We start from the raw sequence: 23,721 nt of genomic DNA, 5'->3' as shown, positions 1-23,721 counted from the left end.
TTTTTTAGTGGCGCGCTATCAGTGGCATCACAGCCGGCCGTCCTGCTGAAACCGCGCGATGCCCGTCGTTATCAATTGATCCAGTTCCTCGAACAGGCGCGCGTCGGGCTTTTTAAAGTTGAAACAGGATTTGCCCTGCATTCGTTTTTTCAGATCGGGGCTGTGGCCCTCCAGCATGTCGGGATGGATATAGACCGGCATCAAATGGGCCGACACATACGCCTTATTGATCTGCACGCCGCCGAAATCGGTGCGATACCCGTCTCGCGCGCGCTGCTCATGTGTTCCCAGCCAATAGCGCTCGGACGTGTCGGACATGACCACGCATGTCTCCGCATGGCGGCTGTAGAGGGGCCGCAAGGCATTAAATGTCGGCGTCAGGTCAGGGTCCATGCCTTCAGCCTAAGCGCGCGTTTTGCTGAGTCAAGCTAGCCAGCGATCAGCCTCGGCAGCCATGTCACGATGCCCGGAAAGATGAAGAGTATCGCGATCGCCGCAATTTGCAGCGCGACAAACGGCAGGATGCCCTTGTAGATCGCCGAGGTCGGTAATTCGGGTGGGGCGACGCCGCGCAGGTAGAATAGCGCAAAACCGAAGGGCGGCGTTAGGAACGATGTTTGCAGGTTCACCCCGACCAACACGCCCAGCCACACCGGATCGACGTCCATCGCCAGCAGCACCGGCGCGGTGATCGGAATCACGATAAAGATGATCTCGAATGTGTCCAAGATGAAGCCAAGAAAGAACATGATCAACATGACCATGGCGACGGCGGCCAGCGTGCCTCCGGGCAGGTTGGCGAGGAACTCATGTACCAGATTGTCGCCACCCATCAGGCGGAAGACGACCGAGAAAACCGATGCGCCCAGCAGGACAACGAACACCATTGAGGTGATCGTTGCTGTGGCGACGACCGTCTCACGCAGGATCGTGAATGACAGGCGCCAGCGCAGCGCGGCCAGCACCATGGCACCGACAGCGCCCACCGATGCCGCCTCGGTCGGGGTGGCGATACCGCCGAGGATCGAGCCGAGGACGGCGAGGATCAGCAAAAGCGGGGGCAGAAGGGCCGAAAACACCTCGCGCAAGAGATCGCCGCGCTCGGATTCCGGCACCGGTGTGGCAGGGCACGACTCGGGGTCGGTCAACGCCTTGAATATTGTATAGGCGAGGTAGAGACCGACCAGCAGGAAGCCCGGCAGCAGCGCCCCGGCGAACAGGTCTCCGACAGATACGGCCGTGGGTGCGAAATTGCCCTTTTCCATCTGGACCTGTGAATTAATGCCCGACAGCATGTCACCCATGAAAATGAGGACTGTCGAGGGCGGCACAATCTGGCCCAGCGTGCCGGACGCGCAGATCACCCCGGTCGAGAGCTTGGGATCATATCCCGCCCGCAGCATCGCGGGCAGCGAAATCAGGCCCATGGTCACCACAGTCGCACCGACAACGCCGGTCGAAGCGGCCAGCATCGCGCCCACCAGAATGACCGATATGCCAAGGCCGCCGCGCAGGTTGCCGAATAGCTTGCCCATGGTCAGCAGCAATTGCTCGGCGATGCGCGACCGTTCCAGCATGACGCCCATGAAGATAAAGAGCGGCACCGCCACCAACACTTCGTTGGTCATGAAGCCGATATAGCGGTTCGGCAGCGCGCCAAAGTTCGACGGATCGAAAACGCCCAGCCAATAGCCGACGCCGCCAAACATCAGCGACACACCCGCCAGCGTGAACGCGACGGGAAAGCCCAGCAGCAAAAAGCCGATGATGCCAAAAAACATCAGCCCGGCGAGGATTTCGCCGATCAGGATGGGATCCATCAATGCATCCCCTTGATAGCGGCGGCGGCGGCATCATCAGCGCCGATGGGATATTGGATCGCCAGCGGCACCAGATCGCGCCGTCCGCCCAGCACCAGCACTGACCGGCAGATCATCGCGATCGCCTGTAGCGCCAGCAGCAACGCGAAGGCGATGATGAACGTCTTGAGAATATAGAGCCCCGGCATCCCGCCGACATTCGCCGACGCCTCGGAATAGGACCACGCGCGCTGCACGAAGGGCATCGAGTAGACATAGACGACAGCGGTAAAGGGCAGCAGGAACACCAGCGCGCCGATCAGGTCGATCACTGCGCGGGTGCGCACCCTGGCAGGGCGGTAGAAGATATCGACGCGCACATGATCGTCGCGCATCAGCGCAAATCCGGCGACGGCGGTGAACATTGCCCCGCTCAGCCAGATATAGAGGTCCTGCATCCAGACGTAGCTGATCGCAAACACATAGCGCTGCACCACCACCGTAAAGCAGATCAGCACGATCCCCAGCGACAGCCATGAAAACACCTGACCGACGATCCAGTTGATCCGGCAGATGAGGGCTGCAATCCCTGCGACCAGTCGCATCATTCGTTTCGATCCTTTCGGAAGGTCTGCAATCGCCGCTTGCGGTGCGCCCCGCCTTAAAACGCGAAGCATCCAGACAGTCAACAAAAAGAGGCGCTTTGGTGCGGCTTCTGGCGACCCCCAATGATTGAGATCCATAAACCGCAATAGCCGCAAAATGCGGCTTGCTCGCGTCCTTGCCATGCTGTTTATCGTTCTATTCTTTGTGTCCTTCTTCGGCAAAGTTCTGAGTAACAGGATGCGCGAAATCATGTCGCGATTGATGGGAATGATCCTGTTGGCGATCGCGGTAGAGATGTTCGTAGCAGGGGTAAAAGCCGGTCTTCCCGGACTGGGCTGATTTCAGGTTCTGGTCAGGTTATCGGCAAAATCAAAAGGACGATTTAATGAAGCTGTTCGATCCCGCCAATCACCTGCGCAGTTACGCGCACAGGCGCATATATGCATATGCCGAGCTGGCCTACACGCTTGTCGATTTCTCGGCCGCTGCACTGTTTGTCGTGGGCAGCATCCTCTTTTTCAGCACAAGCACCACCTACGCAGCGACATGGCTGTTCCTAATCGGCTCGATCCTGTTCGGGATGCGTCCGACAATCAAACTGGTGCGTGAAATCGCATATATGCGCGTCAATACTTCTGACGATGTCGCTGGCAACCGATAAGGTGCGTTGACGTTCCAAAGGACACCTGATGACAATTCTCCTGATTTTCCATGTGCTTCTGGTTGTGACCTTCACAATCCGCATCCTGCTGCGCGACGACCTGTCCCCGCCTGCGCGCTTGGCGTGGTTCATCGTTCTGAACCTCTTGCCCTATTTCGGAACCGTCATTTACTTCCTTTTCGGTGAGGTCGATATCGGCAGCCGGGTGATCCGGCGCCACAAGGAGGTGTTCGACGAAATCCGTGCCAAGGCGCACGGGTTCATGGGCGATGCGGGCGACAGCGAACGACTGATTGATCCGGCTTATTGCCCCGCATTCCGATATGCAGGCTCAATCAACGGATTTCATCCGGTGGACGACAATGCCGCCGAGCTTATGGCGGATGGTGATGCGACGCGGGCGCGGCTGGTGGCTGATATCGACGCGGCCACCGATCATGTGCACGTGCTTTATTACATTTGGCTCAGCGACAATACCGGCACCGATGTGGCCGAAGCCCTGATCCGCGCTGCCGGGCGCGGGGTGACGTGCCGCGCGATGGCAGACGGGCTGGGATCGCGCGCCCTGATCAAGTCCAAGCTGTGGAAACGCATGGACGCGGCGGGCGTCAACGTTGCCATTGCATTGTCGTTCAGAAACCTGATCCGCGTCCTGCTGACCAGCCGTGTCGACCTGCGCAACCATCGCAAGATCACGGTGATCGACGGGCGCATCACCTATTGCGGCAGCCGAAATTCGGCAGATCCAGAGTTTCTGCCAAAGGCGAAATACGCGCCTTGGGTCGATATCATGCTGCGATTCACCGGGCCGGTCGTGGCGCAGAACCAACTGCTGTTCGCCAGTGACTGGATGCAGGCAACCGGCGAACCGCTGGACGGGATTGAGCTGGTATCCGAACCGGTCAAAGGCGGGTTTCCGGCGCAGGTGATGGGCGTCGGCCCGACCGAGCGGCGGGGCGCCACGCCGCAGCTGTTCGCGAACCTGATCACCTGCGCGCGGAGTGATCTGACCATTTCCACGCCCTATTTCGTGCCCGATACGACGCTGATGGACGCGCTGTGCGCCGCGGCCCATCGCGGCGTCACGGTGACGCTGATCTATCCCAAACGGAACGACAGTTGGATCGTCGCCGCCGCCAGCCGCAGCTATTATCACACGTTGCTGGAGGCCGGGTGCATCATCCATGAGTTCACGGACGGCCTGCTGCACGCCAAGACCCTGACGATCGATGGAAAGGTCTGCCTGATCGGGTCTTCGAATCTGGATTTGCGCAGTTTCGACCTGAACTACGAGAATAACATACTGTTGCAAGACATGGGCATAACCCAAGCAGTGTTCGAGCGGCAGCAGGACTATATCAGCCGCTCCCAGGAGGTGACGTTGCCGACAGTTCTGGCCTGGCCCTGGTACAGGCGGATCTGGAACAATGTCATCGCGACGATTGGCCCGGTGCTGTAGGATGGTGCTGTAGGCCAAGGTGAGGACAGCAATCACAATCATCGCGAGCGACCTGCCCGCGTGCTGAACCTTCATCTGGTAGCGCCCGGCCTGTTGGTGTCTGTCGTCAGTGTGTTGGAACCACCAGCATCGATGTGAAGCCCTCCGACTATCGTAATGCTGATTCACCGACACGGCTTTCACCCGAGCCACAGCAAATGGGTTTGATTTTGCAATTGATTGCTCTCCATCACTATCTACGATCTCAATTGAATCTGCCGAGAACCTTTCGGGAGGCCGAGACACCATTGGCCGTTGAAAAATAAGGGAATTTGTCATATTTTTGTGTTGCAACGACGCACGGCCCAACGATCGCACAGCCTCCGAGTAGAACATTTTTCACCAAAAATTGCGATCAGGCGTAGTTTAGAATCGTTCCAAACCTTGACTTGGCGCGCTGCGAGGCGCATGTGTTTGATAGACAATTCAAGGGTGCCTCATGTTCATTCAGACCGAATCCACGCCCAACCCGGCGACGCTCAAGTTTCTGCCCGGCCAGACAGTTCTGCCCGCAGGAACTGCCGACTTTCCATCGCCTGAGAATGCAGACGCCTCGCCTTTGGCGACCCGCATCTTTGCGGTCGATGGCGTGTCTGCCGTGTTCTTTGGCAATGATTTCGTGACCGTGACCAAGGTGGACGGGATCGAATGGGACCATATCAAACCCGCGCTTTTGGGCGCGATAATGGAGCATTTCCAGTCCGGCCTGCCGGTAATGAAGGATGGCGGCACAGCGCCGTCTGGCCATTCCGAGCATACCGGCGAGGACAGTGAGATCGTCAACCAAATCAAGGAACTTCTGGATACCCGCGTGCGGCCCGCCGTTGCGCAGGATGGGGGCGACATCACGTTCCACGGCTTTGATCGGGGCGTCGTCTATTTGCACATGCAGGGGGCCTGCGCCGGTTGCCCGTCCTCGACCATCACGCTGAAGATGGGCATCGAGAACCTCTTGCGCCACTACATCCCCGAAGTGACCGAAGTGCGCCCCGTCGGTGTCTGATGCGCTGATACTAGGCGTCGACACATCTGGCCCCTATTGCAGCGCCGTCCTTTTGAAGGGCGGCGAAGTCGTGTCCGATCTTTATGAGGACATGCCAAAAGGTCAGGCAGAGGCGCTGTTTCCGCTGCTTGAGGACCTGATGGCCCGCGGCGGGGCTACGTGGCGTGACCTGTCGGCGCTTGGCGTTGGCACGGGGCCGGGCAATTTCACAGGTGTGCGTATCTCGGTCTCGGCGATGCGCGGCCTCGCACTGGCGCTGGAAGTGCCTGTGATTGGCGTTTCCCTGCTGGACGCGCTGGCCCATGGCACGCACGGGCCGGTCCTTGCCTCGATCGCCGCGCCGCGCGGGCAGGCCTACATGCAGGGGTTTTGCATGGCGCGCGACGTGCCGCCCGCGCTTGTAACCATCGCGGATTTGCCACCTGATCTGGTCCAACCCGATCTTGTGTCCATAGGGTCCGCCGGTGGCGAGATCGCCGAACGGCTGGGTGTGCCGCATGTGCCTGCGCCCTATGCGCCAGGATCTGCCATTGCGCGCATCGCGGCCATACGTTGGCAGGGCGGCGGACCGCCTGCCGTCCCCTTCTACCTTAAACCCGTCGACGCGGCACCGGCACGGGATTTGCCGCCGGTGATGTTGGACGATGGGGCCTGAGGCCCTCGCAAGGCTGCACGCGCGTGCCTTCGCTCGTCAGGGCCGGGGCTGGAGTGCGGCAGAATTCGCCGATCTGCTCGCATCCCCGCATTGTTGCCTTTGCGTCGAGCCGAATGGATTCGCGCTGACCCGCGTCATCGCGGGCGAGGCAGAGCTACTGACGTTGGCGACTGACCCCGATTATCGCAGGCAAGGGGTAGCCGCGCGCCTTTTGCACAATATCGAGGCTGCTGGCGCGCGCAGGGGCGCGCAGCGTCAATTTCTGGAGGTGGCGGCGGACAATGCGGCGGCGCGTGCCCTCTATGCTGCGGCGGGGTATCGACAGACCGGCCGACGTGCAGGATATTACTCAAGGTCCGACGGCCCGCCTGTTGATGCGCTGTTGTTGACCAAGGATCTGGAGCCGTGCCGTGACTGATTTCGCGCTGTTTCTGCCCGGCTTTGTCGCCGCCTATTCCATTTTGGCGTTTGCCGCCGCGTCGCCTGGCCCGGCCGTCGCGATGCTTCTGGGTGTGGCGCAGACAGAGGGACGGCGCGATGCGCTGGTCGTCGCCCTTGGGATCGCGGCGGGCAGTGCCACGATCAACATCGCGACGCTGCTGGGCGTCGGGCTGATCCTGACACAGGCCGCTTGGGCGATGGGCGTGCTCAAGGTGATCGGGGCCGGATATTTGCTATGGCTGGCCTATGGCGCGTTTCGCAAGGCCGCGCATCCCCCCAAGATAGAGGCGCGCGCCGTACGGCGACGCAGCCTGCCACGTCGCTTTGTCGCCGGATACGCGCTTCAGGTTACGAACCCCAAGGCACTGATTTTCTGGCTGGCCATCGCATCGGTTGGGGCGACGCAGGGGGGCGGCATCGGAGTGGTTTTCGTCTTTGTGGCGGGTGCCTACGTGATATCGCTGGTGGCGCACGGCGCTTGGGCGCTGCTGCTGTCATCCGGGCCGATCCGAAGCGCCTATGCGCGCGGGCGCCGCTGGATCGAAGCGGGGCTGGGCGCGTTCTTTGTCTTTGCGGCATGGAAACTGGCAAGCTCGCGCTAGGGTGCAGGACAAAAGCGTGGGGCGCTGACGCCGCGCGCTTGCCAAGATGGCGCGCCGGGGGCTAGGACAAGTTATGCAAATCTACCTGCCAATCGCCGAAGTATCGGTCAATGCCTTTCTGTTGCTGGGCTTAGGCGGCCTTGTCGGCGTGCTGTCGGGCATGTTCGGGGTCGGTGGCGGGTTTCTGATGACACCGCTTTTGTTCTTTATCGGCATCCCACCCGCCGTGGCGGTGGCGACCGGCGCGAACCAGATCGTCGCGTCGTCGTTCTCTGCCGTGCTGGCGCATTTCAGGCGACGGGCTGTTGATTTGAGGATGGGAACGGTCCTGTTGATTGGCGGGCTCTTTGGCGCGGCGTTCGGCGTGATGCTGTTCAACTATCTCAAGGCGTTGGGTCAGGTCGATCTGCTGGTCACACTGTTCTACGTCGTGTTTTTGGGCATCATCGGCGCGTTGATGTTTGTCGAAAGCTTGCGGGCGATCCGCCGGTCGCGGCGCGGCGGCCCGGTTGCGCCGCGCAAGAAACACACATGGATTCAGAAGCTGCCGCTGAAAATGCGGTTTCGCACCTCGGGCCTCTACATCAGCGTCATTCCACCTGCACTGGTCGGCGTGGCCGTGGGTGTGCTGGCGGCGATCATGGGGGTTGGCGGTGGATTTATCATGGTGCCAGCGATGATTTACCTGCTGGGAATGCCGACCAAGGTCGTGGTGGGCACGTCGCTGTTTCAGATCATCTTTGTTGCCGCGTTCACCACGTTGCTGCACGCGACGACCAACCATATCGTCGATGTGGTGCTGGCGTTGTTCCTGCTGGTGGGTGGTGTGATCGGCGCGCAGTTCGGCACGCAGATCGGCGCGCGCATGAAGGCCGAGCAGCTGCGCATCCTTCTGGCGATCCTCGTGCTGGCGGTCTGCCTAAAGCTGGGGCTGGATCTGCTGCTGACACCGGGCGAGGTGTTCTCGATCACCGTGGTAGAGCAGCCATGACGCGGTGGTTGGCGGCGGCATTGCTGGTTCTATTTGCGCTGCCCCTGCGCGCCGAAGAGGTGGTTCTGGGCCTAAGTCGCAACAGCATCTCGATCGACACAACGTTCGATGGTTCCGAAATTCTGCTGTTCGGTGCGATCAAGCGTGAGGTCGCGATTCCGCCCGATCAACTGGGCGTGGTGGTCGCCATTCAGGGCCCTAACCAGCCGCTGGACGTGCGCCGCAAGGAGCGCCGGTTTGGCATTTGGGTAAATGTCGACGCGGTCGAGGTGGATTCCGCCCCCAGCTTTTATGCGGTGGCTACGTCCGGGCCGTGGGGCGATGTGCTGTCTCAGGTCGAGGATCTGCGCCACAAGATTTCCATCCCGCGGGCCATCCGATCCGTCGGCGCGGCAAGCAGTGTGCCCGATGCGCAGAATTTTACCGATGCCGTGATCCGTATCCGAGAGAGTAACGGTGCGTATCAGATCCGCGAGGGCGCCGTCGAACTGACGCAGCAGACGCTGTTTCAAACGTCGGTGGACCTGCCGTCGAACCTGACCGAAGGAGATTACGTCACCCGCATTTTCCTGACGCGCAATGGCGAGGTCGTGTCAAAATACGAGACGATCATCGACGTGCACAAGGTCGGGCTGGAGCGGTGGCTGTACGAGCTTTCTCGTGAAAATGCACTGCTATATGGGCTGATGTCGCTGGCCATCGCGATCAGTGCGGGCTGGGGTGCGTCGGCGCTGTTCAGGATGCTGCGGCGGGGGTGATGCGCTATTGCGTTCGCTAACGCCGGTGGCGCGTGTGGGGGTCTTTGGCAGGTATATTTGCGGCCCGATGTATCAAGCGCACCAAGCGTTCGTAGGGTGCAGCAAATGACCCTTCATTCACATGCTCAATCCATGAATGAAGCCGAAATTCCAACTACGCTTAATTCAGACCTTGAGCAGTGGACGCTTGCACGTCGACTGCAAGCGGCCCCGAATACTGATTGCACACTTTCTTCTACTACCTATGGCGAAATGCGTTTTGAACCGGGGTGCGTGGTCGCATCGGAAGCGGCAGAGCGACCCGTTCGTGATCAGGGGGCACGCAGGTTGTAGTCGGCTACAAAAAGCTTTCTGAACTGATTCTTTTTCCGCTTCCAATCAATATGAAAAAGTGGGTCCGGGATGCGCCAGTCCTTACCATAGCTCTGAACCAGCATTACCTCAGGCTTGGCGGGAAGCATGAGTGGATCCTGACCAAACGTGCCAAGTGGAAAGACGTCTGCAGCATCTATCTGCCCCAGAGAATACGGATAAACGCTAAATTTTCCATTGTCGGTCCAAGCCGGGAACAGGTCAATCTCGGTGCCAAGGTCGGAGCAAAATTTAAAGACGGGTCGATTGTTGGCCTGCTCGGCCTCGTCTATTAGGCCGTGTTTATTAAGGTCATTTTTGTAGTCTAACCAACGGTGCGCTACCTCATCTTCCGAGCACTCTCCAAGCATGATGGCAATGTCGATATCGTCATCATGTTCGATCAGTTTTCCATTGCGAACATGACCGAGTAACGCACCAGCATAGAGAAAAAATGGCTTACCGAGTTGTTCGAGGGGTTTGAGCGCTGCTCCCATAGATTTAAAAATCTGGGCCGCATCCATTTCTGAGAATGTAATAGTGTAGCCATGGGATGTAATGAATTCTGGATGTAGCGTGTCACGTATCAACTGCATGTATTCGTTAAACGCGGCCTCCTCGCCACGTTCAATCCGAGTGTCGCGCAGCATCATCAGCTTCCCGTGCGTACGAGCAGGCTGCATTCGGCAATGACAGGCAAGCAAGATCAATGCCTCTTGCCATTCGATGTCCCAAGCGGGGTCATGCAGCGCCGCAAGCTGATTGCGCATTCGACGTGGACGGGCGACCGGAATTTTCCGCATCGCATGGTCGCGGATTACTGTATCAAGGGCATCAAAGCTGGTTCGAAGCGCGCTGGAGGCGTTCATCCGATCAAGCCTTTTCGAACAGGCAGCGAGCGACGATTGCATCCTCTGCCTTGTACTTGGCGAAACCCTGTCCCTCGATTGTGTAAAGCGCTTTGAAACCTCGTGCTTCAAGCTGCGCGTTCACATCGGCAGCATCTTGATACCGGCGATAATGGGGCGGCGCTTCCTTTTCGAGGGCCTGATCGGCGGTGATCCGGTATTCAAAGGCGACGCTGTGCCCAGGCAGCAGTGTGTCTGCAAGTGCGTCAAAGAATTGCATCTGTTCGCTCTCGGTGATTGCGTGCAGGAAAAAGCGAGAATATACACAAGCCGTCTTTCCACCCAGTTGGCTGATCGACCTGCGCAACGCCGGACTAGTGACATTTTCCTGCAGGAACTGGATGTTTGTCAATTCGCGCTCCCTAGACTTTTCACGGGCTACATTGATCGCCGTTTCGGATGCATCCAACGAGACGACCTTGAACCCAAGCTCTGCGAAAAAGAGGCTGTCACGACCGTTGCCACAGCCGATATCAAACAGCGCACATTCCGGTTCAATTTCGGGCGCGACAAATGCAGCAAACTGAGATGGCGGCATCAGTTTGCCGCCCACAGATTTAGCTGCGTAAAACGAAGCCCAGTATTCCTCACGCTCGATCATGGGTGCGGTCACTTTATCCATACTGTAACGCCCTAAAATTCAAAGATATTCGCCAAATTCGCCGCTCTTTTTATAGGTGGCGCTACTGCTTAATACACAAATCAGGCCGCGTGGAAACCCTCGCGTGTCACACTTGGTCGAGTGAATCAGGCGCTATCAGACGCACAATGCTCAGTCTGCCAGGCGGGGCGCTGATGCCAGCATAGGGGGAGGCGATTAAACCTATGGGCGTTGAATTTCAGGACCGGCGGGGGGCAAAGGCATCCTTGCACAATTCAGAGGTTTTGAGGGGAGGCGGTTGCAGTGCTGACGGCACGTCAGGCGGGACCGTCGAATCCATCAAACTCACGTGCGGGCAATTCGAGGACATAGAGCTACGTCCAGCAAATGCCGCTACTATCCGAAAGGAAGTGGGGATTTATGTGGGAAGTGAAAATTCAAGCGTCTTCAAATTTCTTGGTAGTAAAGGAAAAAAGGGATGTAGTGGCGGAGACGATGGGAATAGGTCGCACTTCCTAAAGTTGATAGAAATCAACATCTTAGATCATCCATATCCTCCCAATTATGCGCCCTTTATCCTCCTCATCGCGCCTCCCCCTTTCCTCGAGGTATGAATTCCGATGACCGTTCCCTAAGCGGGCTTATGTATCGTCGAGTATGCACAACACGTCGTCACAACGCCTTAGTAGCGTGGGTTGAGGTCTATCGGGTCCAACTCCCTGTCATACTCTGCAATCACTTTGAATGGCCAAGGTGTTCCAAAGGCGCTCCAAGACTTATGCTTCTCTTTGAGGAGTTGAAGCGAGTAGCAGCCAGCAAACACCGGACGCGTGTCCTCCTTCACAGCGATCACATAGCACTTGTGGCTTTCGGTCTCTCCTTCACCGAACTTTGGCACGAACTCTGGGAACGGGTCTGAGCCGCCAAAGCTCATTCCCCCGACAAATGCCGCGCCGACCACAAACGCGCCAATTAACACCGCACTACCGTCCATTTTGTTCTCCTTATTTCAAAATCAAACACATAAATCTGTATGAAAGATCATGCGATGGTCAAATCCAACGCTCAAGCGTAGCCTGTGCGGCTACTGGGTCCGCCTTGATCCGCAAAACAGCCTGTCGGGTTATCCCGCATTCTCTAGCAATCTCTGTGGTTCCCTTCCCCAGCGCCAGCATCCCGACAACAGCATCCAGCATATCCTTGTCATAGCTTGGCTTGCGTCCACGGTACTTTCGCGGATCACCCTTGCTAGCAGCTATGCCAGCCTTCTGTGCCTCCTTAGTGGTCTCAGCCTGTGCTTGAGCTGTCGCAGCCATGAAGGCAATGAGAGCGTCTCGTACGGCTTCCTGCATCGGGTCTGTCGTGGCTCCGTCGAAGGTCATGCTATTGATTACGGTCTTCACCACAACACCGCGCCGCATCAACAGCCTGATGGTGTCTGTGACGTCCTTGTAGTCACGGCCAAGCCTATCGACCCAACGCACCACCAACACGTCACCGTGGCGCAGCTTATCAAACAGCCGCTTGCCCTCTGCACGTTCTGCTAACTTGGTACTCACGCCCGACACGCCGTGATCTGCAACCACCTCGTCGATGATAAAGCCAGCCGCCTCAGCCTGTGTGCGTTGGTGGTCTAGGTTCTGGTCTGCTGTTGATACGCGCGCGTAAAGGATGGTCTGTGTCATGGTGTCTCCTAGAGTGTCCGTTGGGGTTCTGACCTTAGATACACATGTCCGTATATCAATTACAACCCTATCGTACATCCTTCGCGTCCATGATTCGCGTGTAAACTGAGGTATACCCGTTCGGACGAATGCAGTGACTTTGGAAGAAGCGCGACTGCAGGTGTGGCAGAAGCTGAACCGGACTGGCTAATTGAGTAAGCACAGACGTACAGCAAATGATATGGCTTGGGATGTATTGCCTCAGTAAGTTTCAATAAAGTGCATCAAAAATGGAAATGTAACGTAATGCCAGACAAGACCGATGCTAGGCTATTAGAACTCGTTGACGAGCCGCGAGAGGCCCTAGATGTAGAAGTTAAGGAGTGGTTGGACCTATCGACGAAAGCGCACAAGGCTAGTTTGGCTAAGGAGATAATTGCACTCGCCAACAACGGTGGGGGTTTTGTCGTGGTTGGCTTTAAGGAGCTAGATAGTGGCACGTTCACGGTTGACACCGATCATCCTGATGACCTCGCCCTGTGGTCACAGGATAGCGTACAAGGAATAGTCGCTAGATACATTAACCCTGTGTTTCAATGCACTGTGGTTCATCAAATGGCGACCGTGTCTGGCCACGCTCACCCCGTGATTATCGTTCCGGGCGGGCATCGGGTTCCGGTCTTCGCGAAGAAAGGGTCACCGGAGGAAGGGGAGCTTATCCCAAGGCGGGTTTTGATCCGGCGTCCCGGACCAAACAGTGAAGAGCCACAGTCGACGGACGATTGGCATCAACTGTTCGACCGCATTGTGAAGAACCGTCAAGCCGATCTCTTGGATGCATTTCGTACGATCATGTCCGGTGAACTGCCTGTCAAAAATGAGACATCAGAGCCTACACTACAAGACGAGTTGAAGGCCTTTGCGGAAAACGCGGTTACAAAGTGGTCCTCACTGGTATCGGAATTGCCGAGCGACGCTGATCCAAAGCTACCGTATGGACATTGCGATTTAAGCTTTGCAATTGACGGAGACTTTGAGCAAAAATCGTTGAAAGCCCTTCAAGAAACCATCAGTTCATCCGTTCGCAACCATTCCGGTTGGCCACCCTTCGTTACGATTATGAGGCATCCGATATCGCCGAAGCCAGTAGACGGTGCCATCCAGAGCTGGTTTGGGATAGATGATGGGGACGTGAGAGAACGACCTGATCACAGTGATTTCTGGCGGGTGTCGCCAAATGGCATGATGTTTCTTCGCCGGGGATATTCAGAGGATTCAAGGCAATTTGATGACATGGCACCCGGAACAGCTTTCGACATCACAACACCTACATGGAGGCTCGGCGAGGCACTGCTTAACGCTAGTTACATAGCTCAAGCGGTTGGCGGAGTGGGAGCCGATCTGATTTGCCACGGTCAATGGACAGGTTTGGATGGCCGGAAATTGGTTTCAAGAGGCAACCGAAGAAGAAGGATCTCAGACCATTACAGATGTTCACAAAGCGCATACAATGCTGAAATCCGTGTTGCCATTTCGTCTGTGTCGACGTCGTTGCCGGAGATAGTAAGAAGCATGCTTGATCCACTCTATGAGTTGTTCGACTTTTTCCAACCTGTCTGACGTCAGCGCCTGTGGGACAGATTTGAGGAATTGAACAACGGAGGATTTCTGGTTCATCGTAACCTTCATGGAGTGAAGATGAACAAGAAATCCGGAACGTCTAAGGACGCAGCTGACAAGCTGGTCAAGAACATCCGCCGCAAGACCCGTCAGACCTATTCGGCTGAGGAGAAGATCCGCATCGTCTTGGCGGGTCTGCGAGGCGAAGAGAGCATTTCGGTGCTCTGTCGCCGTGAAGGCATCGCCGAAAGCCTATATTACAGCTGGTCGAAGGAATTCCTTGAGGCTGGCAAGCGGCGATTGTCCGGCGACACGGCCCGGCAGGCAACGTCGCCAGAAGTCAAAGATCTGCGCTCGGAGTCACTTGCCCTGAAGGAATGCGTGGCAGACCTGACCCTTGAGAACCGTCTGCTCAAAAAAAGCATGACAGGGGCTGGGGAGGCAGAGAAATGAGGTATCCCGCGTCCGAGAAGCTGGAAATCATCCGAACGGTTGAAGGCTCACATCTACCGGCCAGGCAGACCCTCGACATGCTGGGCATCCCGCGCGCGACCTTCTACCGTTGGTATGATCGTTATGTCGACGGCGGCCTTGATGCCCTGGCGGACCACGCACCCCGTCCAGGTTCTGTCTGGAACCGTATTCCACAGGATCGGCGCGATGATTTGATCGAGTTCGCGCTGGAATTTGAGGCCCTGACGACACGGGAGCTGGCGGTGAAATACACCGACGAGAAGCGGTATTTTATATCTGAATCATCAGCATATCGTATTCTGAAGGAAGCTGACCTGATCACGGCGCCCGCGCATGTGGTGATCAAGGCGGCCGACGAGTTTAAAGACAAAACCACGGCAATCAACCAGATGTGGCAGACCGATTTCACCTACTTCAAGATCATCGGGTGGGGCTGGTATTACCTCAGCACGATCCTGGACGATTACAGCCGCTACATCATTGCGTGGAAGCTCTGCAGCACCATGCGTGCTGCCGATGTGACCGACACTATCGAGTTGGCTCTGGCGGAATCGGGTTGCGACCAGGCGGTCGTGCGCCACAAGCCGCGGCTGCTCAGCGACAACGGCTCATGCTATATCTCTGGCGATCTGGCCGATTGGCTGGAGGATCACAAAATGACGCACGTCCGCGGGGCGCCATTCCACCCACAGACACAAGGCAAGATCGAACGCTGGCACCAAACTATGAAGAACCGGGTTCTGCTGGAGAATTACTACCTGCCCGGCGATCTCGAGCAGCAGATCGGGGCCTTCGTCGAATATTACAATAACCAACGATACCACGAGAGTCTGAACAACGTCACACCCGCCGACGTCTACTTCGGCCGCGATAAAGCCATTCTCAGGGAAAGGGAGAAGATCAAGAAACAGACAATCCGACAGCGCCGCTTGCAACACCAGAAACAAGCCGCATAATCAATCACACGAACGAGCCAGAGCCTCCAATGCTCAAGCCGCTCTGATGTCCCATTTTATTTGACGACGGACAGTATTCTTCTGCAGCTACAGACAGGAAAACAGCACCCAACGAGACAGAGCCTTGGTTCGCATTGGCCCTCCATTCACGGTACACTTGAAGTGCCTTTGCGCCGTTATCGTTGACCAAGTCGATCAGGCCGTCCTCTTCGGCATCGTCCCCGTACTCTAGATATTTATGGTACTGGATCAGCCCTTCTAGATCGCCGTTGTCGTCCATACGTTGAATCTCGTCAGCATCGCCAATCCACCCAAGTAGATCACTGATCACGTCCCTTAGATCGGGTTTGCAGGCGTCAAGTTGCGCAAAAAGATCAGCAGAGATTTTGTGTTGCCTGCGCTTCGCATCCTGCAGGTCTCTGGTTCCAGTGGATCGCTTGAGTTGCTTTCGCCCACTAAGGAACTCCCGCAACTCAGGCGGGATCGTCAGAAGAACGTAGTATTTGCCCTTGTTCAAAGCCAAGGATGTAGCGGGGTAGCTCGGCACCTTTATCCTCCAAAGTATCCTCCGTAAGATACTCCAAGTATCTAATATATTGAGGAAAAAGGCAATAAGGATGGGTGGCGGAGACGATGGGATTCGAACCCACGAGACCCTTCCGGGCCTACTCCCTTAGCAGGGGAGCGCCTTCGACCACTCGGCCACATCTCCACCGACGCGTTTAGCGACGTAGCAACATAGAAACAAGGCGAAAATGAAGGAAAGTGAGAACACTTCGGACACTCTCCATATTTACATGGTTTGGCCAATTGATCATGATTCAGCGCTACCACGTGGCAATAATTTATGGCGTCTACTCATCGAAATCGACACCAGCATGTTGCTCAGCGAACCGGAGACGATTGAATGGAAAAGGTAGCGCTCATATCCGGGGCCAGTCGCGGGATCGGCGCCGACGTGGCCACGCTGCTGGCGGATACAGGCTGGCGCCTGTCGCTGGGATTGCGGCGTCCCGAGGATGCTAGCCCGCACTGGGACGCGCATCATGTCGCGGAATTCGACGCAACCACGCAGGGCGAAGAGCGCTGGGTGAAGGCCGCGTTAGAGCGTTATGGTCGCATTGACGCGATGATTTGCTGCGCTGGCATCATCGAGATGGATGACGTCATCGACGTCAGTGACGATGCGCTGGACGCGATGCTGGAGGTCAACGTGAAGTCGCCCCGCCGCCTCGTGCGTGCGGCGTGGGATACGCTGAGCGCGTCGGGGCAGGGGCGCGTCGTCATGCTGGCGTCTTTGTCGGGCAAGCGTGTCGCGTCGGCGGCCAGCGGTGCCTATTCTATGTCTAAATTCGCCGCCGTGGCACTGACCCACGGCATTCGGCAAAAAGGCTGGGATCAGGGCATTCGCGCGACGGCGATCTGCCCCAGCTACGTCAATACCGACATGGCCGCGGCAATCACCGATTTCCCGCCCGACGAGATGACCCAACCGGGCGATATCGCCCGCATGGTCCAACTGGCGCTAGATCTGCCCAACACCGCTTCGGTTGCCGAAATGGCTATCACCTGCCAGCGCGAGGCGCAGTATTAAGTTAGCTGAGGGCCGCGCAGAAGGTTTCGATGCGGTTCATCGCCTCGCTCAGTTCGGCCTCGGACGCGGCATAGCTGACGCGGAAATAGGGGCTTTGTCCAAAGGCCGCGCCGTGTACTGTGGCGACACCGCCTTCCTCGAGCAGGGCCATGCAGAAATCCTCGTCGGTGTTCAGACGCGTGCCCGAGGGCGTCGCCTTGCCCAGAAACGCAGCGCAGGAGGGAAAGACATAGAACGCGCCCGGCGGGGTTAGGCAGTCCATGCCGGGAATGGCATTCAGCCGCGCCACCACCAGATCGCGGCGCGATTGAAAGACCGCGCGCTGCTCCTCAAGCGCGTCCTGCGGGCCGGTCAGCGCGGCATGGGCAGCCCATTGGCAAGGCCGCGCGGCGCCGCTGGTCAGCTGGCCCTGCATCAGCGCCATCGCGTCGATTAGGGGCTGCGGCCCCGCGGCGTATCCGATGCGCCAGCCGGTCATCGCATAAGCCTTGCTGACACCGTTCATGGTCAGCGTGCGGTTCTTCATTTCGGGCGCGGCGGCGGCCATGGTGGCGAAGGGCGTGCCGCCGTAGATCAGATGCTCGTACATGTCGTCGGACAGGACCCAGACATGGGGGTGGCGCTCCAGAACTTTGGCCAAGGCGCGCAGGTCGTCTGCGGAATAGACTGCGCCGCTGGGGTTCGAGGGCGAATTAAGGATCAGCCAGCGGGTTTTGTCGGTGATCGCGGCTTCCAGCGCGGCGGGCGTCATGATGAACCCGTCCTCGGCTGTCGTCGCCACCACTACGGGAACAGCGCCAGCCATTTCCACCATCTGCGTGTAGCTGACCCAATAAGGCGCCGGGATCACCACCTCGTCGCCCGCGTCCAGCGTGGCCAGCAGCGCATTGGCGATCACCTGCTTGCCGCCGGTGCTGACGATCACTTGGCCGGGCGCATAATCGAGGCCGTTCTCGCGGGCGAATTTGTCGGCAATCGCCTGGCGCAATTCAGGGATGCCGGGGATTGGCGTGTATTTCGTCTCGCCCCGCGCAACGGCCTCGGCTGCTGCGGTTTTTACATGATCGGGCGTGTCAAAATCCGGTTCGCCGATAGAGAGCGAGATGATGTCATGCCCCATGGCGCGCAGATCACGGGCCTTTTGCGTGATGGCGATGGTCGCGGCGGGCTGAATGCGCGACAGCGCGGCGGATTTGCGAAACTGGGTCATATGTGGCCTTTTGCGATGCAGGCTCGACCTTAGGCGCGACGACACAAACTGCAAGCGGCTCAGGCGCCAAAGACGGACCAGCCGGTGAACTGGGTGAGGCGCTGGGCGGCCTCTGTGCCGGCGTGTGAGTTGCCGTAATGGTTCAGTCCCGGCGACCAGACCGCAATCGACGCCTTGCCCGGTGCGATCATCAGTATGCCGCCGCCCACGCCGCTTTTGCCCGGCAGGCCAACGCGATAGGCAAAATCGCCCGAGCCGTCGTAATGCCCGCAGGTCATCATCAGCGCGTTGATGCGCCGCGCGCGTCGATCCGAAATCAAACGCGGCGCGCCGTCCAGCCCCGCCAGCATTCGCCCTGATTGCGCCAACTGATCGGTCGTCATGGCGATGGCGCATTGATGCATGTAGGTGCCCAAGGTCAGATCAGGCTCGTTGCGCAGGTTGTCAAAGGAATAGAGGTAATGCGCCAGCGCCGCGTTGCGATGGCCCGTCGCTTCCTCCGAGGCGGCGACATGCTTGTCGATGTGGATGTCATCATCCTCGGCGGCGGCGCGGATGAACTGGATCAGCTCGGCCAGCGCCTCGCGCGGTTGACGTCCGTCCAGCAAAGCGTCGGTCGTCACGATGGCGCCTGCGTTGATGAAGGGATTGCGCGGGCGGCCCTGTTCCTTTTCGAGCAGCGCGATGGAGTTGAACGCCGTTCCCGACGGCTCGCGCCCGACGCGCGACCATAGGGAGTCGCCAATCCGGCCCAACGCTGCTGCGAGGGTGAATACCTTTGACACGCTCTGGATCGAGAACCGTTTGGTGTGGGAACCGGCGGATATGGTGCGCCCGTCCGCCATGGCGACCGAGATGGCGAATTGCGCAGGGTCCACCGCTGCCAGTTCGGGGATGTAAGAGGCGGGTATGCCCCAGTTGGCATCCTCGTGCATCTGGCGGTCGAGATCATGCAGGAAGTCTTGCAATCCTTCGGGGAAGGTGGGGCTCATGTGCGGGCCTCGAAAGCGCCGGTGCAGGACTATCCGGCTGTGGTTGCGAAATCTGCTCGACCGGGTTGACGATCACTTGACGTCCAACCGTTGCACGGCGTGCCTTAGGTGTTGAACAGAAAATGCAGCACGTCACCGTCTTTGACGATATAGGATTTGCCCTCGGCGCGCATCTTGCCTGCTTCCTTGGCTGCCTGCTCACCTCCCAGCGAGGTGAAATCGTCATAGGCGATGGTTTCGGCACGGATGAATCCACGCTCGAAATCGCCATGGATCACGCCAGCGGCCTTGGGCGCGGAGGTGCCGGCGCGGATCGTCCAAGCGCGCGCCTCCTTGGGGCCGACGGTAAAGTAGGTCTCAAGGTGCAGCAATTCGTAACCCGCCTTGATCAGGCGCGACAGTCCGGCCTCGTCCAGACCCATTTCGGTCAGGAACATCTCGGCCTCGTCCGCGTCAAGCTGGCTGATTTCCTCTTCGATCTGGGCGCTGATGACGACAGCCGAATTGCCCTCGGCGGCGGCCATTTCGGCGACTTTGGCCGACAGGGCATTCCCCTCGGCAGCGTCGGATTCCCCAACGTTGCAGACATAAAGAACCGGCTTGGTCGTCAAGAGTTGCAGCAGCTTCCATGCGCGGCGATCCTCGTCGTCGACCTCAACCGTGCGGGCAGGGCGCCCCTGCTCCAGCGCGGCCATAGCGGCCTTCAGCAGGCGTTCCTGCTGGATTGCCTCCTTGTCGCCGCCACGCACCTTGCGGGTGATGTTCTGCATCCGCTTTTCGATGCTCTCGATATCGGCCAGCATCAACTCGGTCTCGACCGTCTCGGCGTCGGCCACCGGATCGATGCGGTTCTCGACATGAGTGACATCACCGTCCTCAAAGCAGCGCAGCACGTGGGCGATGGCGTCCACCTCGCGGATGTTGGCGAGGAACTGGTTGCCCAAACCCTCGCCCTTGCTGGCCCCTTTGACGAGGCCCGCGATATCCACAAAGGTCATGCGCGTGGGGATGGTCTGCTTGCTGCCCGCGATCCCCGCCAGCTTGTCCAGCCGCGGATCAGGTACGGCCACATCACCGACATTCGGTTCGATCGTGCAGAAGGGGAAGTTGGCGGCCTGCGCGGCAGCGGTGCGCGTCAATGCGTTGAAGAGTGTGGACTTGCCGACATTCGGCAGCCCGACGATACCCATTTTGAAACCCATGACGCCGCTCCTTTTGATAGCAGCGCCGTATCTAGGCCGCTTGAGGGCTGCACGCAAGGCGGTTTGCCGTCAGTCCAGCAGCCGCGTCAGCCCGGCAACCTCGACCGGTGCGGCGCGGCCCTCTTGCGCCGCAACCCTCAGGCGCGAGGGTACGCCCATGTCAACGCCTTGAATTAACTCGAATGGCCCTGCATGCACGCCGGTGTCCCGCAGATACCCCGCAAGCGCCGCCGCCGCCGCGCCGGTCGCCGGATCCTCGTAAACGCCGTGTCCGGCGAAGGCGTTTCTAGCATGGATGAGGTTCGCGCGCTCGCGCCAGATCAGGTTGATTGTGACCAGATCATGAGCCTGCATGAACGCGGCGCCAGCGTCGAAATCATACTTCATGTCCCGCAGTAACTGCGCCCGCGCGAGAGGCAATAGCAGGTGTTCGGCCCCACCATTCACCAGCGCGGGTGGCAGATCTGCTGCCAGATCGGAGTCTTTCAGACCAAACAGCGTCAACGTGGCGGCCAGCACATCCTGCGGCACTGCGCGATGGGATGTGCCCGGCGAGGTCAGGCGCGCGCCCCATATGCCGCCTTCCTCGTAGGCCTCGACCGTGATCGCGGCGTGGTTCAGCGTAAGCGCATGGCGGCCCGGCCCGTGGGCCTCACCAAGTGCTGCCCCCAGCGCGATGGTGGCATGGCCGCAGAATGGTACTTCGCCATGAGGCGCGAAGTATCTGACACGAAAGCCGCCGGTGTTAGGGGCCGCAAAGGCGGTCTCGGAGAATCCGACCTCGGCCGCGATCCTCTGCATCTCGGCTTTGGGCGGAAGGGTATCGGTCAACATGACGCCGGCAGGATTGCCGCCAACGCCGTCTAGGGTGAAGGCTGCGAGTTTTTGAATGGTCATTAGACTCTCCTGTGGCTGGCCTAGACAGCATGATCGCCGCCAACCATCCGCGCAAATTCCTATTTGTGATCGCCCCCATCGCGCGTGGGCGGAAAATCGCGCCGTGACCATTGATTTTTGCCGCGCAAAGCCGCAAAGGAAGAGCAACACCAAAGGGGACCATCATGAGCCGTATCGACGCCAAATTCGCCGAGTTGAAAGCCGCCGGGAAAAAGGCGTTCGTGGCCTACGTTATGGCTGGCGACCCGGATTTCGACACCTCTCTGGAGGTGGTCAGGGGGATGCCTGCCGCCGGTGTCGACATCATCGAGCTGGGCTTGCCCTTTACCGATCCGATGGCTGATGGCGAAACGATCCAGTTGGCCGGGCAACGCGCGCTCAAGGCGGGTATGACGCTAAAGCGCACGCTGAAACTGGCGCGAGAGTTTCGCAAGGACGACGATACGACGCCCATCGTGTTGATGGGGTATTACAATCCGATCCACAATCATGGTGTCCCGCAATTCCTGATTGATGCCAAGGAGGCGGGTATCGACGGTCTGATCGTCGTCGATCTGCCACCGGAGGAGGACGAAGAGCTGTGCATCCCGGCGCAGGCAGCGGGCCTCAATTTCATCCGCCTCGCCACCCCTACGACCGATGACAAGCGACTGCCGAAGGTGCTGCAAAACACGTCGGGCTTCGTCTACTATGTCTCGATCACCGGCATTACCGGTGCGGCAGCGGCCGAGGCGGGCGATGTCGCGCCTGAGGTGGCACGCATCAAGGCGCAGACCGATCTGCCCGTGATCGTCGGCTTTGGTATTCGCACGCCCGAGACGTCCAGGGCCATCGCGTCGGTCGCAGATGGCGCGGTTGTCGGATCGGCCATCGTCAGCAAGCTGGCAGCAGGCGACAACCCGACAAAGGTGCTGGAGTTTGTCAAAGGATTGGCCGACGGCGCGCACTCAGCCTGAAATGCTCAGCGCGTCCCTCAACACGCCTTTGGGGCCGCTGTGCGTCACCGAGGAAAATGGCGCGATCACCGCGCTTGATTGGCACGACGCGTTCATGCCGGACGATACGCCATTGCTGCGCCGCGCGCTCGAGCAACTCAGCGCGTATTTCGCAGGCGAATTAACACAGTTCGATCTGCCCGTCCGCATACGCGGCACCGATTTTCAGCGACAGGTCTGCGATGCCATCGCGGCCATTCCGCACGGTGAAACGCGCAGCTACGGCGACTTGGCACGCACGCTGAAGGTGCCAGCGCAGGCTATCGGCACCGGCTGCGGCGGCAATCCAATCCCAATTATCATCCCATGTCACAGGGTGCTGGGCACCAGCGGTCTTGGCGGATTTTCCGGCAAGGGCGGGGTCGAGACGAAGGTTTGGCTGCTGCGGCATGAGGGGGCAGGTGGGCTGTTGATCTAGGGCGAGATAGACAAAACCTTAAAAAATAGCGCCGGAAGCTACGTTTTGTCGAAGAAATCGTCATGTGCGGAATCAGTGCCCATGCCGTCCCCGTTCATAGCCTGGGCACCTGTTGGCGAATTCAACAGTTCCAGTACTCCATCAAACTCTTCTTTGGAGTTGATGTGTGGAAAGGCCTCATCGGGTACTGGCATATCCAGAAACTGGCATAGCGGCGCCCAGCCATCTTTGGCTTCGAACGTGAGCAAACGCTCCGGACCAAAAGCGTCCGTTACACGCGCATTATGTGCATGGAATGCGGCAATAGCAGCGTCCCCATCATTGATGTCACACCCAAGGCGATCATCAATCGTGGCCTTGATCATCCTGCCCCATTTTGTTCCCGCATAGAGCGTCTGAAGAGATTTGCTGAAGATCGTCTTCTGGGTGGACTGAAACCAACTATCAGCATCACGAACAGAAAGAATGATTTTCGCTTGGGGATACGCGTCCGCCAGCTCTCGCCAATAGTTCGCCGCTGGAAAATCGACGGTTGCCACATAGTTTCCGAATATCGAGTTCCAGTCGGGTTTTCCGGTCGCCGCATCGAGCCATTGATCAATATGCCCGGCATTTCCGAGGACTTCGCTCATGTGATAGCAGGGTGCCTTAAACAGCGCTTCAAGCGCAACTTTCAAAGAAGCCGTGCCTGTGCGCCCGAACCCAGCGCCAATCACCTTTAAGGTCATGTGCCGTCCCCCATTCACACAATCATTATAGAAGACGGCAACGCCAACACAAGATTTCAGCTAATGACAGTTCAGTCCCGCATAGCTGATCTACGGA

At 58.5% G+C, this 23,721-nt stretch carries 27 protein-coding genes and 1 tRNA gene; 14 read left to right on the top strand and 14 right to left on the bottom strand.

Annotated elements, in window-relative coordinates; genetic code table 11:
• Positions 1 to 27: 27 nt before the first annotated feature.
• The 3 genes from U3654_RS12210 to U3654_RS12200 are packed head-to-tail and all read right to left on the bottom strand — an operon-like array spanning position 28 to position 2,404.
• The gene (locus U3654_RS12210; RefSeq protein WP_324751824.1) at positions 28 to 393 is read right to left on the bottom strand and encodes a hypothetical protein; all 366 of its coding nucleotides are present in this window, start codon (positions 391 to 393) and stop codon (positions 28 to 30) included.
• 35 nt (positions 394 to 428) lie between these two features.
• Complete coding sequence (locus U3654_RS12205) at positions 429 to 1,820, bottom strand: TRAP transporter large permease subunit (RefSeq protein ID WP_324751823.1); 1,392 nt, start codon at positions 1,818 to 1,820, stop codon at positions 429 to 431.
• Positions 1,820 to 2,404, bottom strand: coding sequence for a TRAP transporter small permease subunit (locus tag U3654_RS12200; RefSeq protein ID WP_324755279.1), 585 nt, complete (start codon positions 2,402 to 2,404; stop codon positions 1,820 to 1,822). Before U3654_RS12200 ends, U3654_RS12205 begins: the two co-directional genes overlap by 1 nt.
• 157 nt (positions 2,405 to 2,561) lie before the next feature.
• On the opposite strand from U3654_RS12200, the gene U3654_RS12195 reads away from it, so the two are divergent.
• From U3654_RS12195 to U3654_RS12155, 9 genes are all read left to right on the top strand, one after another.
• Entirely contained in the window at positions 2,562 to 2,744 is a 183-nt protein-coding gene (locus U3654_RS12195; protein ID WP_416384512.1) for a MarC family protein, read from the top strand.
• Positions 2,745 to 2,790: 46 nt separating this feature from the next.
• The gene (locus tag U3654_RS12190; protein WP_324751820.1) at positions 2,791 to 3,066 is read left to right on the top strand and encodes a YrhK family protein; all 276 of its coding nucleotides are present in this window, start codon (positions 2,791 to 2,793) and stop codon (positions 3,064 to 3,066) included.
• A gap of 28 nt (positions 3,067 to 3,094) precedes the next feature.
• The gene (gene cls, locus U3654_RS12185; RefSeq protein ID WP_324751819.1) at positions 3,095 to 4,525 is read left to right on the top strand and encodes a cardiolipin synthase; all 1,431 of its coding nucleotides are present in this window, start codon (positions 3,095 to 3,097) and stop codon (positions 4,523 to 4,525) included.
• Positions 4,526 to 5,003: 478 nt separating this feature from the next.
• On the top strand, positions 5,004 to 5,567 hold the full coding sequence (locus tag U3654_RS12180) for a NifU family protein (RefSeq protein ID WP_324751818.1): 564 nt from the start codon (positions 5,004 to 5,006) through the stop codon (positions 5,565 to 5,567).
• Entirely contained in the window at positions 5,560 to 6,222 is a 663-nt protein-coding gene (gene tsaB / locus U3654_RS12175; RefSeq protein WP_324751817.1) for a tRNA (adenosine(37)-N6)-threonylcarbamoyltransferase complex dimerization subunit type 1 TsaB, read from the top strand. The genes U3654_RS12180 and tsaB overlap by 8 nt, the downstream gene beginning before the upstream one ends.
• The gene (locus tag U3654_RS12170; protein ID WP_324751816.1) at positions 6,212 to 6,640 is read left to right on the top strand and encodes a GNAT family N-acetyltransferase; all 429 of its coding nucleotides are present in this window, start codon (positions 6,212 to 6,214) and stop codon (positions 6,638 to 6,640) included. Before tsaB ends, U3654_RS12170 begins: the two co-directional genes overlap by 11 nt.
• On the top strand, positions 6,633 to 7,265 hold the full coding sequence (locus U3654_RS12165) for a LysE family translocator (protein ID WP_324751815.1): 633 nt from the start codon (positions 6,633 to 6,635) through the stop codon (positions 7,263 to 7,265). Before U3654_RS12170 ends, U3654_RS12165 begins: the two co-directional genes overlap by 8 nt.
• A gap of 73 nt (positions 7,266 to 7,338) precedes the next feature.
• Positions 7,339 to 8,256, top strand: a complete 918-nt coding sequence (locus tag U3654_RS12160; RefSeq protein WP_324751814.1) for a sulfite exporter TauE/SafE family protein — start codon at positions 7,339 to 7,341, stop codon at positions 8,254 to 8,256.
• The gene (locus U3654_RS12155; RefSeq protein ID WP_324751813.1) at positions 8,253 to 9,014 is read left to right on the top strand and encodes a TIGR02186 family protein; all 762 of its coding nucleotides are present in this window, start codon (positions 8,253 to 8,255) and stop codon (positions 9,012 to 9,014) included. Before U3654_RS12160 ends, U3654_RS12155 begins: the two co-directional genes overlap by 4 nt.
• 311 nt (positions 9,015 to 9,325) lie before the next feature.
• Here U3654_RS12155 and U3654_RS12150 read toward each other — a convergent pair whose 3' ends face one another.
• From U3654_RS12150 to U3654_RS12135, 4 genes are all read right to left on the bottom strand, one after another.
• On the bottom strand, positions 9,326 to 10,234 hold the full coding sequence (locus U3654_RS12150) for a hypothetical protein (protein ID WP_324751812.1): 909 nt from the start codon (positions 10,232 to 10,234) through the stop codon (positions 9,326 to 9,328).
• A gap of 4 nt (positions 10,235 to 10,238) precedes the next feature.
• Positions 10,239 to 10,895 carry a class I SAM-dependent methyltransferase gene (locus U3654_RS12145; protein WP_324751811.1) on the bottom strand — a complete coding sequence of 219 codons (657 nt, stop codon included), beginning with the start codon at positions 10,893 to 10,895 and terminating at the stop codon, positions 10,239 to 10,241.
• A 661-nt stretch (positions 10,896 to 11,556) separates the two neighbouring features.
• Positions 11,557 to 11,868, bottom strand: coding sequence for a hypothetical protein (locus U3654_RS12140; protein WP_324751810.1), 312 nt, complete (start codon positions 11,866 to 11,868; stop codon positions 11,557 to 11,559).
• A 58-nt stretch (positions 11,869 to 11,926) separates the two neighbouring features.
• Complete coding sequence (locus U3654_RS12135) at positions 11,927 to 12,559, bottom strand: recombinase family protein (RefSeq protein ID WP_324751809.1); 633 nt, start codon at positions 12,557 to 12,559, stop codon at positions 11,927 to 11,929.
• A 285-nt stretch (positions 12,560 to 12,844) separates the two neighbouring features.
• On the opposite strand from U3654_RS12135, the gene U3654_RS12130 reads away from it, so the two are divergent.
• Both U3654_RS12130 and U3654_RS12125 read left to right on the top strand, forming a co-directional pair.
• Complete coding sequence (locus U3654_RS12130) at positions 12,845 to 14,158, top strand: helix-turn-helix domain-containing protein (RefSeq protein WP_324751808.1); 1,314 nt, start codon at positions 12,845 to 12,847, stop codon at positions 14,156 to 14,158.
• Positions 14,159 to 14,236: 78 nt separating this feature from the next.
• Positions 14,237 to 15,588, top strand: a protein-coding gene (locus U3654_RS12125; RefSeq protein ID WP_324751533.1) for an IS3 family transposase whose coding sequence is annotated in 2 segments (ribosomal slippage) — positions 14,237 to 14,573 and positions 14,573 to 15,588 — 1,353 coding nt in all. Because the reading frame shifts where the segments join, the coding sequence is not laid out codon by codon here.
• Positions 15,589 to 15,592: 4 nt separating this feature from the next.
• On the opposite strand, the gene U3654_RS12120 is transcribed toward U3654_RS12125, so the two are convergent.
• Positions 15,593 to 16,135, bottom strand: coding sequence for a DUF6538 domain-containing protein (locus tag U3654_RS12120; RefSeq protein WP_324751807.1), 543 nt, complete (start codon positions 16,133 to 16,135; stop codon positions 15,593 to 15,595).
• 75 nt (positions 16,136 to 16,210) lie between these two features.
• Positions 16,211 to 16,300, bottom strand: a tRNA-Ser gene (locus U3654_RS12115).
• 195 nt (positions 16,301 to 16,495) lie between these two features.
• On the opposite strand from U3654_RS12115, the gene U3654_RS12110 reads away from it, so the two are divergent.
• On the top strand, positions 16,496 to 17,182 hold the full coding sequence (locus U3654_RS12110; protein WP_324751806.1) for an SDR family NAD(P)-dependent oxidoreductase: 687 nt from the start codon (positions 16,496 to 16,498) through the stop codon (positions 17,180 to 17,182).
• A gap of 1 nt (position 17,183) precedes the next feature.
• Here the strand turns inward: U3654_RS12110 and U3654_RS12105 are convergent, their stop codons facing one another.
• The 4 genes from U3654_RS12105 to U3654_RS12090 all read right to left on the bottom strand — a co-directional run bounded on the left by U3654_RS12105 (position 17,184) and on the right by U3654_RS12090 (position 21,483).
• The gene (locus tag U3654_RS12105) at positions 17,184 to 18,392 is read right to left on the bottom strand and encodes a pyridoxal phosphate-dependent aminotransferase (protein ID WP_324751805.1); all 1,209 of its coding nucleotides are present in this window, start codon (positions 18,390 to 18,392) and stop codon (positions 17,184 to 17,186) included.
• 59 nt (positions 18,393 to 18,451) lie between these two features.
• The gene (locus U3654_RS12100; protein ID WP_416384511.1) at positions 18,452 to 19,384 is read right to left on the bottom strand and encodes a glutaminase; all 933 of its coding nucleotides are present in this window, start codon (positions 19,382 to 19,384) and stop codon (positions 18,452 to 18,454) included.
• 104 nt (positions 19,385 to 19,488) lie between these two features.
• Positions 19,489 to 20,586, bottom strand: a complete 1,098-nt coding sequence (ychF, locus tag U3654_RS12095) for a redox-regulated ATPase YchF (protein ID WP_324751804.1) — start codon at positions 20,584 to 20,586, stop codon at positions 19,489 to 19,491.
• Between the two features lie 69 nt (positions 20,587 to 20,655).
• Positions 20,656 to 21,483 (bottom strand): PhzF family phenazine biosynthesis protein, encoded by an 828-nt coding sequence (locus tag U3654_RS12090; RefSeq protein ID WP_324751803.1) that lies wholly within the window; start codon positions 21,481 to 21,483, stop codon positions 20,656 to 20,658.
• A gap of 164 nt (positions 21,484 to 21,647) precedes the next feature.
• Here U3654_RS12090 and trpA point away from each other — a divergent pair, with 164 nt between their 5' ends.
• Positions 21,648 to 22,439 (top strand): tryptophan synthase subunit alpha, encoded by a 792-nt coding sequence (gene trpA, locus U3654_RS12085; RefSeq protein WP_324751802.1) that lies wholly within the window; start codon positions 21,648 to 21,650, stop codon positions 22,437 to 22,439.
• 1 nt (position 22,440) lies between these two features.
• A complete protein-coding gene (locus U3654_RS12080; RefSeq protein ID WP_324755277.1) occupies positions 22,441 to 22,896 on the top strand; it encodes a methylated-DNA--[protein]-cysteine S-methyltransferase in 456 nt (151 codons plus the stop codon).
• 38 nt (positions 22,897 to 22,934) lie between these two features.
• Here U3654_RS12080 and U3654_RS12075 read toward each other — a convergent pair whose 3' ends face one another.
• The gene (locus tag U3654_RS12075; RefSeq protein ID WP_324751801.1) at positions 22,935 to 23,624 is read right to left on the bottom strand and encodes a sulfotransferase family protein; all 690 of its coding nucleotides are present in this window, start codon (positions 23,622 to 23,624) and stop codon (positions 22,935 to 22,937) included.
• Positions 23,625 to 23,721 lie beyond the last annotated feature (97 nt).

Origin of the sequence: Roseovarius sp. Pro17 (assembly GCF_035599575.1) — a bacterium.
In the GTDB taxonomy this organism is placed as follows: Bacteria; Pseudomonadota; Alphaproteobacteria; order Rhodobacterales; family Rhodobacteraceae; genus Roseovarius.
Note: the sequence above shows the minus strand (reverse complement) of the source record. Positions and strands in the feature narration are given on the sequence as shown.

Coding starts and splice junctions, on each gene's coding strand:
- U3654_RS12130 (WP_324751808.1), top strand. CDS start 12,845: ATGCCAGACAAGACCGATGCTAGGCTATTAGAACTCGTTGACGAGCCG.
- U3654_RS12145 (WP_324751811.1), bottom strand. CDS start 10,895: ATGGATAAAGTGACCGCACCCATGATCGAGCGTGAGGAATACTGGGCT.
- U3654_RS12180 (WP_324751818.1), top strand. CDS start 5,004: ATGTTCATTCAGACCGAATCCACGCCCAACCCGGCGACGCTCAAGTTT.
- U3654_RS12100 (WP_416384511.1), bottom strand. CDS start 19,384: ATGAGCCCCACCTTCCCCGAAGGATTGCAAGACTTCCTGCATGATCTC.
- U3654_RS12105 (WP_324751805.1), bottom strand. CDS start 18,392: ATGACCCAGTTTCGCAAATCCGCCGCGCTGTCGCGCATTCAGCCCGCC.
- U3654_RS12135 (WP_324751809.1), bottom strand. CDS start 12,559: ATGACACAGACCATCCTTTACGCGCGCGTATCAACAGCAGACCAGAAC.
- U3654_RS12110 (WP_324751806.1), top strand. CDS start 16,496: ATGGAAAAGGTAGCGCTCATATCCGGGGCCAGTCGCGGGATCGGCGCC.
- U3654_RS12140 (WP_324751810.1), bottom strand. CDS start 11,868: ATGGACGGTAGTGCGGTGTTAATTGGCGCGTTTGTGGTCGGCGCGGCA.
- U3654_RS12195 (WP_416384512.1), top strand. CDS start 2,562: ATGCGGCTTGCTCGCGTCCTTGCCATGCTGTTTATCGTTCTATTCTTT.
- ychF (WP_324751804.1), bottom strand. CDS start 20,586: ATGGGTTTCAAAATGGGTATCGTCGGGCTGCCGAATGTCGGCAAGTCC.
- U3654_RS12080 (WP_324755277.1), top strand. CDS start 22,441: ATGCTCAGCGCGTCCCTCAACACGCCTTTGGGGCCGCTGTGCGTCACC.
- U3654_RS12200 (WP_324755279.1), bottom strand. CDS start 2,404: ATGCGACTGGTCGCAGGGATTGCAGCCCTCATCTGCCGGATCAACTGG.
- U3654_RS12075 (WP_324751801.1), bottom strand. CDS start 23,624: ATGACCTTAAAGGTGATTGGCGCTGGGTTCGGGCGCACAGGCACGGCT.
- U3654_RS12190 (WP_324751820.1), top strand. CDS start 2,791: ATGAAGCTGTTCGATCCCGCCAATCACCTGCGCAGTTACGCGCACAGG.
- U3654_RS12160 (WP_324751814.1), top strand. CDS start 7,339: ATGCAAATCTACCTGCCAATCGCCGAAGTATCGGTCAATGCCTTTCTG.
- U3654_RS12090 (WP_324751803.1), bottom strand. CDS start 21,483: ATGACCATTCAAAAACTCGCAGCCTTCACCCTAGACGGCGTTGGCGGC.
- U3654_RS12150 (WP_324751812.1), bottom strand. CDS start 10,234: ATGAACGCCTCCAGCGCGCTTCGAACCAGCTTTGATGCCCTTGATACA.
- U3654_RS12210 (WP_324751824.1), bottom strand. CDS start 393: ATGGACCCTGACCTGACGCCGACATTTAATGCCTTGCGGCCCCTCTAC.
- U3654_RS12205 (WP_324751823.1), bottom strand. CDS start 1,820: ATGGATCCCATCCTGATCGGCGAAATCCTCGCCGGGCTGATGTTTTTT.
- cls (WP_324751819.1), top strand. CDS start 3,095: ATGACAATTCTCCTGATTTTCCATGTGCTTCTGGTTGTGACCTTCACA.
- U3654_RS12155 (WP_324751813.1), top strand. CDS start 8,253: ATGACGCGGTGGTTGGCGGCGGCATTGCTGGTTCTATTTGCGCTGCCC.
- trpA (WP_324751802.1), top strand. CDS start 21,648: ATGAGCCGTATCGACGCCAAATTCGCCGAGTTGAAAGCCGCCGGGAAA.
- U3654_RS12170 (WP_324751816.1), top strand. CDS start 6,212: ATGGGGCCTGAGGCCCTCGCAAGGCTGCACGCGCGTGCCTTCGCTCGT.